The organism is Vibrio sp. 10N.261.52.A1 (genome assembly GCF_002876325.1).
GTDB lineage: Bacteria > Pseudomonadota > Gammaproteobacteria > Enterobacterales > Vibrionaceae > Vibrio > Vibrio chagasii.
In genome coordinates this window covers 1-11,616 of record NZ_MCYD01000578.1, presented here as the reverse complement: position 1 = coordinate 11,616, position 11,616 = coordinate 1, and the positions used below count along the sequence as shown (strand labels likewise).

12 protein-coding genes are annotated in these 11,616 nt (G+C 45.1%); 4 read left to right on the top strand and 8 right to left on the bottom strand.

Annotated features, from left to right (window positions below; translation table 11 throughout):
- On the bottom strand, positions 1-420 hold a 420-nt coding region (locus BCT81_RS09450; protein ID WP_198596870.1), incomplete at its 3' end, for a metallophosphoesterase.
- 412 nt (positions 421-832) lie between these two features.
- Between BCT81_RS09450 and cysD the strand changes: the two genes are divergently transcribed.
- The 4 genes from cysD (at position 833) to cysC (ending at position 5,661) form a co-directional block, all read left to right on the top strand.
- The gene (gene cysD / locus BCT81_RS09440; protein WP_258166798.1) at positions 833-1,777 is read left to right on the top strand and encodes a sulfate adenylyltransferase subunit CysD; all 945 of its coding nucleotides are present in this window, start codon (positions 833-835) and stop codon (positions 1,775-1,777) included.
- Positions 1,778-1,795: 18 nt separating this feature from the next.
- Positions 1,796-3,226 (top strand): sulfate adenylyltransferase subunit CysN, encoded by a 1,431-nt coding sequence (gene cysN, locus BCT81_RS09435; protein ID WP_102423963.1) that lies wholly within the window; start codon positions 1,796-1,798, stop codon positions 3,224-3,226.
- Between the two features lie 65 nt (positions 3,227-3,291).
- Positions 3,292-5,016, top strand: a complete 1,725-nt coding sequence (locus BCT81_RS09430; RefSeq protein WP_008220492.1) for an SLC13 family permease — start codon at positions 3,292-3,294, stop codon at positions 5,014-5,016.
- A 24-nt stretch (positions 5,017-5,040) separates the two neighbouring features.
- Positions 5,041-5,661, top strand: a complete 621-nt coding sequence (gene cysC, locus BCT81_RS09425; protein ID WP_102423962.1) for an adenylyl-sulfate kinase — start codon at positions 5,041-5,043, stop codon at positions 5,659-5,661.
- A 146-nt stretch (positions 5,662-5,807) separates the two neighbouring features.
- Here cysC and BCT81_RS09420 read toward each other — a convergent pair whose 3' ends face one another.
- From BCT81_RS09420 to BCT81_RS09390, 7 genes are all read right to left on the bottom strand, one after another.
- Positions 5,808-6,716 (bottom strand): TIGR03899 family protein, encoded by a 909-nt coding sequence (locus BCT81_RS09420; RefSeq protein WP_102423966.1) that lies wholly within the window; start codon positions 6,714-6,716, stop codon positions 5,808-5,810.
- A 426-nt stretch (positions 6,717-7,142) separates the two neighbouring features.
- On the bottom strand, positions 7,143-7,658 hold the full coding sequence (locus tag BCT81_RS09415) for a DUF3299 domain-containing protein (RefSeq protein WP_102423961.1): 516 nt from the start codon (positions 7,656-7,658) through the stop codon (positions 7,143-7,145).
- Between the two features lie 14 nt (positions 7,659-7,672).
- Positions 7,673-8,932 (bottom strand): ABC transporter permease, encoded by a 1,260-nt coding sequence (locus tag BCT81_RS09410; protein ID WP_008220483.1) that lies wholly within the window; start codon positions 8,930-8,932, stop codon positions 7,673-7,675.
- A complete protein-coding gene (locus BCT81_RS09405) occupies positions 8,929-9,645 on the bottom strand; it encodes an ABC transporter ATP-binding protein (RefSeq protein WP_102423960.1) in 717 nt (238 codons plus the stop codon). The genes BCT81_RS09410 and BCT81_RS09405 overlap by 4 nt, the downstream gene beginning before the upstream one ends.
- A gap of 140 nt (positions 9,646-9,785) precedes the next feature.
- Entirely contained in the window at positions 9,786-10,601 is an 816-nt protein-coding gene (locus BCT81_RS09400; RefSeq protein WP_102423959.1) for a DUF2796 domain-containing protein, read from the bottom strand.
- A gap of 41 nt (positions 10,602-10,642) precedes the next feature.
- Positions 10,643-10,933, bottom strand: a complete 291-nt coding sequence (locus BCT81_RS09395) for a DUF2607 family protein (RefSeq protein ID WP_061033914.1) — start codon at positions 10,931-10,933, stop codon at positions 10,643-10,645.
- A gap of 90 nt (positions 10,934-11,023) precedes the next feature.
- On the bottom strand, positions 11,024-11,575 hold the full coding sequence (locus BCT81_RS09390; RefSeq protein WP_102423965.1) for a YtfJ family protein: 552 nt from the start codon (positions 11,573-11,575) through the stop codon (positions 11,024-11,026).
- Between the last annotated feature and the right edge of the window lie 41 nt (positions 11,576-11,616).

Below are 11,616 nucleotides of genomic sequence, written 5' to 3'. Positions count from 1 at the left end.
AGATTCTTCTAGGAACTCTAGGCCGTAGTTGAACTCGTGGTTACCGATGTTCGCTGCATCATAGCTTAGCTGGTTCATTGCTTTGTAAGCAGGGTGAACTTCACCGGCAACGATGCCTTTGTCTGCCATGTAGTCACCCATTGGGCTACCTTGCAGTAGGTCACCGTTATCAACTAATACGCTGTTTGTTACTTCGTTTTGAGCTTCTTTTACTAGAGTTGCAGTACGTGCTAAGCCAATTTTTTGTGATGGCTTGTCTTTGTAGTAGTCGTAATCCATTAGGTTAGTATGGATGTCAGTTGTCTCTACGACACGTAGTTTAATCACTTCATCGGTATCTGGTGTTGTTGTGCAGCCTGCGAGTGTCAGACCAAGACCTGCAAGTACAGCCAATGATAAAGGTTTCATTGCAACTTTCATTTTGTAGCTCCAAAGTGGATAGAAGAAAATTCGTTGCGTAATGTAACAAAATGGAATGAAACAATGATTACAACGAATGTTAATTCGTGACTTAGATCGATTACTTTATGGTGTTCTGCAAGATGCCTCCCAAAGCTGCTCAATCCATGCACAAATGATATCGATAAGATTAGTCCATTCATTTCACCTGGTTATCTATTTATTACACGCCTTATCAGTTTTTCGAATAAAAAATGAAATTTTAGAATTTCCAGTAATATGAGCGGCTCGTCATAATGCCCATATCAAGGACGTATCAGGCAGATGAATAGCAAGGACAGCTCAATCGAAGCTTCTGTTTTCTTCTAGTGCCAATACTCCCATTCACTAAGTGGATGAGCTAAATCCCTTGCTTGGTGAGACCAAGTAATGAATTGCTCGTAACGCGAGCCTTAAAGGAAGCACTGAAATGGACCAAGAACGTTTAACCCACCTAAAACAGCTAGAAGCGGAAAGTATTCATATTATCCGTGAAGTGGCGGCTGAGTTTGATAACCCAGTAATGATGTACTCCATCGGTAAAGATTCTTCTGTGATGCTTCATTTAGCTCGCAAAGCGTTTTACCCAGGCAAGATTCCATTCCCGCTGTTACACGTTGATACGGATTGGAAATTCCGCGAGATGATTGAGTTCCGTGACCGCACAGCCAAAAAGTACGGTTTTGACCTTTTGGTACATAAGAACCCTGAAGGCCTAGCAATGGGGTGTAGCCCATTTGTGCACGGCTCTTCTAAGCATACCGACATCATGAAAACTCAGGGCCTTAAGCAGGCGTTAAACAAGTATGGGTTCGATGCTGCTTTTGGTGGTGCTCGTCGTGATGAAGAGAAATCTCGAGCGAAAGAGCGTGTTTACTCTTTCCGCGATAAGAACCACACGTGGGATCCAAAGAACCAGCGTCCAGAGCTTTGGCACACTTATAACGGTCAGGTTAACAAGGGCGAAAGCATCCGTGTATTCCCTCTATCAAACTGGACTGAGCTGGATATTTGGCAATACATCTATCTAGAGAGCATCGATATTGTTCCACTTTACCTTTCAGATAAACGCCCGGTGGTTGAGCGTGATGGCATGCTGATCATGGTTGATGATGACCGTATGGAGCTGCAAGAAGGTGAAGTGATTGAAGAGAAAAGCGTTCGTTTTCGTACTTTAGGCTGTTACCCACTAACCGGAGCGGTTGAATCTGAGGCGAATACGCTAACAGGCATTATTGAAGAGATGCTGGTGGCGACGTCCAGTGAGCGTCAAGGTCGAGCGATTGACCATGATCAGTCGGGCTCAATGGAGCTGAAAAAGCGCCAAGGTTATTTCTAAGAATCTAAGGAAAGAAAAATGAATAGTGCAGTAGAAGCCGAATTGGCTGAACTAGGGATTGAAGGTTATCTGAGTCAGCATCAGCATAAATCTATGCTTAGATTCTTAACTTGTGGCTCGGTGGATGATGGCAAAAGTACGCTAATCGGTCGCTTACTCCATGATACAAAGCAGATTTATGAAGATCAGCTAGCAGCGGTTCACTCGGATAGCCAACGAGTGGGTACCACTGGTGAGAAGCCTGATTTAGCACTGCTTGTTGATGGTTTGCAGGCTGAGCGTGAGCAAGGCATCACCATCGATGTCGCTTACCGCTACTTCTCGACCCAAAAACGTAAATTCATCATTGCTGATACCCCAGGGCATGAGCAGTACACGCGCAACATGGCAACAGGCGCTTCAACGTGTGATCTGGCGGTGATCTTGATTGATGCTCGTAAGGGCGTTCTGGATCAAACGCGTCGTCACTCGTTTATATCTAACTTGCTTGGTTTGAAGCATTTCATCGTTGCAGTGAACAAGATGGATCTCGTGGACTATTCGCAAGATCGTTTTGAAGAGATTCGCGATGAATATCTAGAGTTTGCTGAAAACCTAGAAGGCGCAACTAACATTCAGATATTGCCGGTTTCGGCGCTTGAAGGCATCAACGTTGCGGCACCAAGTAAAGAGCTAGCATGGTTTGAAGGCCCATCTCTACTCGACGTGTTAGAGAACGTTGATATCGACCAAAAACGCTCGGCTGGTGAATTCCGTTTCCCAGTGCAGTATGTGAATCGTCCTAACTTAGACTTCCGCGGCTTTGCCGGTACTGTGGCTTCTGGCCGTGTCAGCGTTGGTGATGAAATCAAGGCGTTGCCATCAGGAAAAACTTCTAAGGTTGCACGTATCGTAACCTTTGATGGTGATTTGGAATCTGCCCAGGCGGGCTTGGCGGTAACGCTGACCCTTGAAGATGAAATCGATATCAGTCGTGGTGATTTGATTGTGTTGGAAAACGCTCAGATTGAATCAACTAACCACGTATTGGCAGACATCGTGTGGATGACAGAGCAACCACTGCAACCGGGCAAAGCTTACGATATCAAGATCGCCGGTAAGAAGACTGTTGGTCAGGTTGAAACGGTTCGTCACCAATACGACATCAACAATCTCTCGACTCACGAAGTCGATGAGTTGCCACTGAATGGTATTGGCTTGTGTGAGTGGTCATTGAACGAGACTGTCGCACTGGATAAATACCGTGAAAGTGCCGATACCGGTGGCTTCATCGTTATTGACCGCCTAACTAACGTGACAGTTGGTGCGGGTTTGATTCGAGACCGTTTGGACTCTGTTGAACAGCAAGTCGGTAACTTCTCTGCATTTGAACTTGAGTTTAATGCATTGGTTCGCAAGCACTTCCCGCATTGGGATGCCAAAGATTTAAGCCAACTACTGAAGTCATAAACGACTGAGTAACAGCTTATTGAATCAGGCGGAAACTGATCGTTTCCGCCATAAAGGACGGGTATATGTGGCAACAAGGATTTGTATTAGCGATTTTGCTCGGCATTATTACTTGCCTGCTCGTTACCCGTATTAAGCCAAGTTTTATCTTTGCTGGCGCGGCGTTTATAGCTTTTATGGGCGGGATGATCGACCTTTCGAGCTTAGCCAATAACTTCACTAACTCTTCGTTACTGACGTTAATTCTTTTGATCCTCGCATCGAGTGCGTTGGAGAAAACTCGCTTGATCAGCTGGGTTAGCCGTAATATCTCTGAAGGTAGGCTAGGCACTGTGGTGGCAAAGTTGGGGATCTCTACAGCGCTGCTTTCTTCCTTTACCAATAACACGGCTGTAGTGGTCTCTTTGATCGGTGCGATCAAACGTAATCAGCAGCACGCGCCTTCTAAGTTACTTATTCCTTTGTCATACGCCGCTATTTTGGGTGGAACACTGACATTGATCGGCACCTCAACCAACTTGATCATCAATAGCTTTGTTGAAGATGCAGGATTGCCGAGCCTAAACTTTTTTACACCAACTTTGATCGGTTTAGCGGTCTTGGCTGGTGGCGTATTGATCCTTATTCCTCTGAGTTACTTCTTACCTAGCTACGATGATGGATCGCAAGATGATCTACCTTATTTCTTAGAAGCCAGAGTTGAGCCAGGCTCTCCGTTGGTTGGTCGTAGTGTTAGTGAAAACAACTTAAGAGCTTTGAGAAAACTCTTTTTGGCGGAAGTGATTCGTGACGGTAAAACCACAGCCTCGATTGACCCTGATTTTGTATTGCAGGCTCGAGATCGCTTGCTGTTTTGTGGTGATGTCGAGAGCGTGGCAACACTGCAAGAAATCCAAGGATTAACCCTGTTTGGTCAGCACCATTTGAACGGTCAGAGCTTTGTCGAAGTAGTGGTGAGCTCATCGGCAAGCTTCTGTAATAAAACACTGAAAACCAGCCAGTTCCGAGACCGCTTTGATGCTGTGGTGGTGGCGATTCGTCGCGGTCATGAACGCCTTGAAGGTGGCTTGGGTAACATAACGCTGACGGCAGGCGATACCTTGATTCTGGTACCTGGCAAACGCTTTGAAGAGCAGCGCCAGCAACACAACAAAGAGTTTGTGTTGATGAATGATTTGGATTCAAGTGCCAAGCTTGATGCAGATAAATCGGCACTCGTGCTACTCGGTTTCACCAGTGTGATTGGCTTAGCGCTGCTTGATATGGTGCCGATAATTAAAGGCTTAGCTGGGTTCTTATTATTGCTGGTAGCATTTGGTATCGTGCAGCTGAGTGAGCTTCGCCGCCGCTTTCCGGTTGATATTGTTGTGATTGTTGGGTCTGCACTCTCTATTGCTCAACTGATGATTTCATCTGGCTTATCTGAACGTATGGGGCAGATGTTTATGGAGGCCTTTAATGGCTGGGGCGTATTTGGTGCCTTGGTCGCGACTTATCTGATGACTCTGATTCTGACAGAGTTAGTCACCAATAACGCCGCAGCGGCACTTTCGTTCCCGATCGGCTACAGCATGGCGGTAGGCTATGGCGTCGACCCAATGCCATTCATCATGGCGGTGTTGTTTGGTGCGAGTGCCAGTTTCATTTCACCATACGGCTACCAGACTAACTTACTTGTTTATAGCGTAGGTAATTATCACCTCACAGATTATCTGCGCATCGGTATCCCAATCTCGATTGTTTATTCGGGCTTGGTACTGACCCTAATTCCTTACTTTTTCCCATTTTAATGCTGTTTATTTAAAGGACTATTTATGACCGCAGTACTCAAACACAAAGATGAGAATGTTGTGTGGCATCAACACTCGATTGATAAAGCATTCCGCGCGGATCTGAAATCACAAAAGCCTGCCGTGCTCTGGTTCACTGGGCTGTCTGGTTCTGGTAAGTCGACAGTGGCAGGTACGCTAGAGAATCGTTTGGCGCAACTGGGTTACCATACCTATTTGCTGGATGGTGACAATGTTCGTCATGGCTTATGTAGTGATCTTGGCTTTTCTGAGCAAGATCGCCGAGAGAATATTCGTCGTATCGGTGAGTTAGCTAAATTGATGGCCGATGCTGGTTTGATTGTGCTGTCTGCGTTTATCTCTCCTCACCAAGCGGAAAGACAACTAGTACGCGATTTACTGCCTGAAGGAGAGTTTCTTGAAGTGTTTGTGAATACGCCATTAGAGGTTTGCGAACAGCGTGATCCTAAAGGTTTGTATAAGAAAGCACGTGCTGGAGAGATTCCTAATTTCACCGGAATCAGTTCTACTTATGAAGCGCCACAGAACCCTGAGATCGATCTACCTGCAGGAGAGAAGACGATCGATGAATTGGTCGAGCTGTGTATTGATGCGTTAGAGAAGCGTAACATTTTAGCTAATTGAGACCGCTGGTATGACTAAGGCTGCGCATGTCCGCTAAAAGCAGGGCAGCCTTACTCTACCGAGACAAGAAACCTATCCTCTAGATTATCTTCATTCTTCTCAATGCTTTTCAATTTTTACGCCGTCTACTTACTAGACTCTATTATCTAGACGGTGTAATTCACACTGCTTTTCACTTCGGTTTGTACCGTGAATTTCTGGCTCAATAGCGCAATCAATTGGTCGTAATAAGGCATGTTAGGTTTATTGCCTAGTAGCGCACATAGCTCATTGCCAGTAGGGCTGAATCGGTAGTACACCAACTTAACGCCTTTTGATAGCGGCGCCAGTGACATGCTCTTACCTTGATACGTTAGATGTAATGCCGGGTCGAAGTCGATCTCTCCAGACTCTAACTCTGTACCTAGGATGATGCCAAGTTCAATCAGGTGGAGAAGGCTAGAGTAGGGAAGGTTATGCCCACCAAGGTTAATGGTGTTTGTGGTGTCTCTTTTACCAAAACTGAACAGCCCTGCGTGAGACTTAAAACCAAGCAACAGCTTTTTACTGTTGTCACTACCAAAGCTACAACCCAGTGAAGCAGCTCTTTGCAAGGTCAGTGCTTCCTTTGGTGTCATATCTTTGAGGATTTGTAGCGCCTTCATCGACGTAGAGCCTGGGTTGGTGACTTCTCGTTTCAGCACCTGAGCCCACAGCCTTTGCATTGATGTGTTGTGGATCTCTTGTGCCATATCGAAAAAGCGGTACAGCCAGTCCTGATCTGGATCTCCAGCCGCTTCATCTTTACATGAAGAGTGGGCCAGTTTCAGGATCTGCTCTAGGTTCTTCTGGCGCAGCTCCTTACGTTTCTTCTCTCGCAATAACGCTCGCTCAATCAGAGTGCTAGCGGCTTTATCGTTCGTTTTTTCGCTATGACTAATTAAGGAATCTAAACCGAAGCTTTGGGCAATGTGCAGCATTCGACTGGCACTGTCGGCTATATGAGGCTTTTTCTCATGCTTGTGCTGTGTGTCGCTAGCATGCTCAATGATCACTGGCTGTTTGGTTTCTGACATAAGAGTACCGTTAGGAGACGAATCAATACCAATCGTAGTCATTGCTCTCAAGGCTTTTCCCTACGCTATTGCTGATCACTGACTTACTGTGATTGGTATAACTGTCTAAAATGTAACTCTTTATCTGATTGGTGGCTAGATTTTGCGTGCAGAGTTGAAGACTTCAACAAAATTTTACTTTTGATAATGATAATAAAATGTTAAATTTGTTGTAATTATCAAGGAGGAGTTATGAATCAAGTCAATGATAACAAGCTGAAAAAGCAGCTTGGTATAGGTTTATTACTCGCGACTTATGTGGGTGTGCTAGCTTATTTATCTAATTACATTGCGTAATTTAGAGGAACAATATCGGTATTAAACTGTTATTGAATAACTTGATTTATTCAGTGACGGCGGCTCATCGCTGAGCCACCCTCCAAACGACTACATGTCGTCGTATTCTTCAATTGCATTACCTTCAATCAGATAGCCCGTTTGCGCTAGATCGTGACTGATAGATTCTGTTTTCAGCGTACCTACCAAATAGATAACATCCCACAATTGCTGGATTGGCGCGCCCTTAGGGAACTTAACGTAAATAATTTGGTTCGGTGGCGGTGGTGGAACATGGATACATGCACCAAAGTACGGCACTAACAGAAACTCAGTGATCATATTCTCATCGCCTTCCAATGGAATCACAAATCCTGGGATCTTAACCTTACTGCCGTTTAACTCCGGACGAACCGCACCCAGTGTCGACTGTTGAGGCTTTTCCATACTGTTATGGTCAACCATCGGCATGCCAAACGAATCTAGTTGAGCACGCTCTGATTCTGGAATCAAATCAATCCATTCGAGTGTTAATACCGATTCCTCATTCTGAGGCGTTTCAGCGTGAGCTGTACTGATAAATGGGAACATCATTAGCCCAAGTATCAGTAGGAATTTGCGTTGCATCGTAGGTTCCTATTTTAGATTCGAATTGTCATGCCATCAGACAATGACTGACGGTAAGCCCTGAAAGCGGGAATGAAGCCGATAATGATTCCGGCAATTTGCACCAGCATAAGCAATTTCCACTCGTGTGGTGTAATCGCAGATATCGAGATGTTGATACCATAACTTTGTTGCACAATAGGAGCAACTACTGCGATCAGAGCAAACAACACTGCAACGCCCAATGTGATACCTAAGAAGGTCAGGGCACTGGCTTCACTAATCAATAGACCAAACACATGGCGAGGCCTTGCGCCCATTGCACGCAGGATAGCCATCTCGCGACGTCTTTCTTGCAAGCTCGTTAGTAGGCTACTGAGCATCCCCAGTAAACCGGCGACCACTACAAACCCTGAAACAATCAGCAATGCTTGTTCTGCTACGGCCATCATGCCCCATAATTCATGCAGAGCAATGCCCGGCATAATTGCGCTCAACGGCTCTTGACGGTAGTTATTGATTTCTCTTTGCAGTGCGAAGGTTTGAATCTTCGAGTTCAGTCCAAGCATCATCGCGGTGATTTGCTGAGGCTGGAAATCGTAGGTTTTCAAGGTTTCGGCATCTGGGGTATGCCCTAGGTTGGCACCCGACTCCCAACCAACGTGAATCGCTTCGATCGCTTCTAACGATACATGCACGGTTTTGTCTACTGGCGTTCCTGTTGGTGCGAGTATTCCGACAATCTTGAAGGGTAGGTTATCGTGTCGGCTGAACGCCACATCACTGATACCGTGTGCAAGAATGATTTGATCGCCAATCTTGTAATCTAACTTTTTCGCGACATCGGCACCAATCACCACATCAAATAGCTCATTAAACTCTTTACCTTGCTGGAAAGTAAGTGGTTGCTTACTTCCATAACGGTAGTTTTCAAAGTAGCTATGGTTAGTACCCATCACACGGAAGCCTTTATGAGAATCACCCAATGAAATAGGGATCGCCCATTTTACGGCTTTATGTTGGCTGAATTCTTGATAGCTTTTCCAGTCGATATTGTTGGTCGCATTACCGATTCTAAATACAGAGTAGAGTAGAAGGTTTACCTGGCCTGAGCGGCCACCAACGATAAGGTCAGTGCCTGAAATGGTGTTTGCAAAGCTGCTCTTGGCTTCGGTTCTAACACGTTCTACACCGAGTAATAGAATAACCGAGACTGCCACAGTAAGGATGGTGAGAATCGCCGTGGCTTTACGGTTGAGTACGCTTTTTAGGGCTAAGTGAGTAATTACTTTCATACGACAACCTTAGCTTGGTTAACGGTTTTTAGATCTATGGTTCGAGTGAACAGTTTTTCTAATGTTGGATCATGGCTGACAAATATCAGAGTAGAGCCTGCTTGATTGGCTTGTTCTAGTAATAGCTCGATAAAAGCTTCTCGGTTGTCATGATCGAGTGCCGAGGTAGGTTCATCTGCAATGATGATTTTAGGTTGCCCCATAAGTGCACGGGCAGCGGCAACACGCTGTTGCTGACCAATACTAAGTTCAGTCACTGGCTTATCCATTAAAGCTTGGGGTAGCTTCAATCGGAGCAGTAGTTCTTGAGCTGTTTCTTGCAAACTGTTGTTGCTATCAGTGACTTGCTGCTTACGTGTTTTTGAGAATTGGCAAGGAAGCGTGACGTTATCGATCACTGATAAATAAGGAAGAAGGTTAAATTGTTGGAAAATATAACCAATGTGATCGGCTCGAAACGTGTCTCTTTGGCGAGGTGTTAGCTGAGTCAGATCTTGACCCAAAATAGAGACTTCGCCTTGCTCTGCTTGGTTGATTCCAGTCAGCAGCCCTAGCAATGTAGATTTGCCACAGCCACTTGGCCCTTTTATGAAGAGGTGCTCTTGGGCTTGGATATGCAGAGAAGGGATCTCTAGAGTTGGGGGTAACTCTGGCTTCCAGCGAAAGCTGATATTTTCGAGTTTGACCACAAGTGATGAACTGTCAAAAGACATGCTAGCTCCAATAATTAAAGCGGTGTATCTACTGGACAGCAGTTCGCGACATAAATTCCCAGAGCACACCGATTTGAACAGCCAAGTAAGTAGCCACTTACTTGGCTGCTTGTTTTACGTTTAATCCGATCTAGGAGTGGTTAGAATCGAAAACTAATGCGCTCTGCGTTAAGAACTTCTTGTACTTGAGCGGTATCTGTTAGTAGGTTCACCGTCATTTTTTCAGTGTTGCTGAACTTAGAGAACCACTGAGTGCTAACTGTGTCTAGCTTAGCTACATCTGAACATTGGTAGTGGTACTCAACCGTGAACTCACCGTGGCCACCTTCAGAGTGGTCATGACCTTCATGATCGTGGTGGTCGTGACCTTCGTGGTCGTCATGATCATGTTCAGCGTGGTCATGGTCTTTGTGGTCGTCATGATCGTGCTCAGCGTGGTCATGGTCTTTATGGTCATCATGATCGTGCTCAGCGTGGTCATGGTCTTTGTGGTCGTCATGATCGTGTTCAGCGTGGTCATGGTCTTTATGGTCATCATGATCGTGCTCAGCGTGGTCATGGCCTTCGTGGTCGTCATGATCGTGTTTAGCGTGGTCATGGCCTTCGTGGTCATGTCCTTCATGCTCATCATGATCGCTTTCTAACGTGTTCGACACTGATTTAAATTTCAGAGTACAGTTCGCGTTGTTAAAGCTAAATAGCTCGTCTGGCTTGTTTAGTTGCGCGATAGCTTGTTCAAACACTTTCTTTTGCTCTGCTGTTTCTGGAGCATGTTCAAAGCCAACTACGTCTGCACCCGGGGCTGTCACTTCAACAAGTAGTTCTTGTCCGTCTTGAGCAATGTTTACTTCAACCTGACCATGCACGTGTGCACCGTGAGAGCGGAACTCTTCGTTAGCTAGAACATTAGTAGAGACAGTCATGCCGATAACAACGGCTAAAATAGAAGGTTTCATGTTTTTTTCCTGAATAAAGGTTAATTAAAAAGTAGTGGTAATTAAATAGTTTTGACAGGAGGAGAGCGCGCTAGATAAGCGAAATACAGGCGCTGTAGTGAGGTTACTGACTCCGTGATAACAACAGTAAACTCTGAATGAAACTCTGGAACTTGTGGTAACGAGTGCGAGGTAATGAACTGATTTATGGAAAACAGCTCACAGTGGTGTGAGGTGTGATGCTCTGGGTCAATATCCACCATATGTGTTGCTGCCAACACGCTTAGCATGAGCATAAGCCCAAGCAAGAAGCCTGTTTTTCGTTTCACATTGTTGGGTGTGTCTTGCCACATCAGGATGATTAACCACAGAATTAAAAAAGGATACTGTTATAATATAACAATATCCTTTGATAAGGTCTCGAAAAAGACGCGAATATCTGATTAAAGGCTCGCTTTAATCAATTCAATAACTTGCGTTACCTCTGATTCGTTAAGTGCGCCTTCTTTCACAAACAAGATTTTACCTTGTTTGTCTTGCACGATAATCGCTGAGCTCTCTTCTTTTAGAGCCCATGACGAAGCAACGGTGCCATTTTCATCAAGAACCATAGACGACCATGGAAATTCTTCTTTGCTGCTTTCAGCTGATGATTTTACAAAAGAGCCTGTGCCCCAAATGGCATCATCTTGGTTGATAATGGTGGTAGTTTGGTAGCTATCTTCTGAAAATTTGGATGCTGTAATTGCTGCCATCAGTGGTGCATTGAGCTCTTTAGAGCTGCTGCGGCCTGCGATAGCTTGAACGACACGAACTTTACCCAGAAGATCCTTGGTTGCCCAAGCTTGATATTCTGTAGCTCCGTCTTTTAGAACGATCTCACCATAGTTGCTAACATCAACGGCAGGAAGAGTTGAACCTACAGATAAGTTGTGAGCATTGGCGAAGAGTGGAGAGGCTGCGGCTAATAAAGCCAGTAGAGTTTTGTTTTTCATTATATTTTTGTTCCGCTTGTTGGTTTGCATTGGAAGTATAA

Coding starts and splice junctions, on each gene's coding strand:
- cysN (WP_102423963.1), top strand. CDS start 1,796: ATGAATAGTGCAGTAGAAGCCGAATTGGCTGAACTAGGGATTGAAGGT.
- BCT81_RS09430 (WP_008220492.1), top strand. CDS start 3,292: ATGTGGCAACAAGGATTTGTATTAGCGATTTTGCTCGGCATTATTACT.
- cysC (WP_102423962.1), top strand. CDS start 5,041: ATGACCGCAGTACTCAAACACAAAGATGAGAATGTTGTGTGGCATCAA.
- BCT81_RS09420 (WP_102423966.1), bottom strand. CDS start 6,716: ATGTCAGAAACCAAACAGCCAGTGATCATTGAGCATGCTAGCGACACA.
- BCT81_RS09415 (WP_102423961.1), bottom strand. CDS start 7,658: ATGCAACGCAAATTCCTACTGATACTTGGGCTAATGATGTTCCCATTT.
- BCT81_RS09410 (WP_008220483.1), bottom strand. CDS start 8,932: ATGAAAGTAATTACTCACTTAGCCCTAAAAAGCGTACTCAACCGTAAA.
- BCT81_RS09405 (WP_102423960.1), bottom strand. CDS start 9,645: ATGTCTTTTGACAGTTCATCACTTGTGGTCAAACTCGAAAATATCAGC.
- BCT81_RS09400 (WP_102423959.1), bottom strand. CDS start 10,601: ATGAAACCTTCTATTTTAGCCGTTGTTATCGGCATGACTGTCTCTACT.
- BCT81_RS09395 (WP_061033914.1), bottom strand. CDS start 10,933: ATGTGGCAAGACACACCCAACAATGTGAAACGAAAAACAGGCTTCTTG.
- BCT81_RS09390 (WP_102423965.1), bottom strand. CDS start 11,575: ATGAAAAACAAAACTCTACTGGCTTTATTAGCCGCAGCCTCTCCACTC.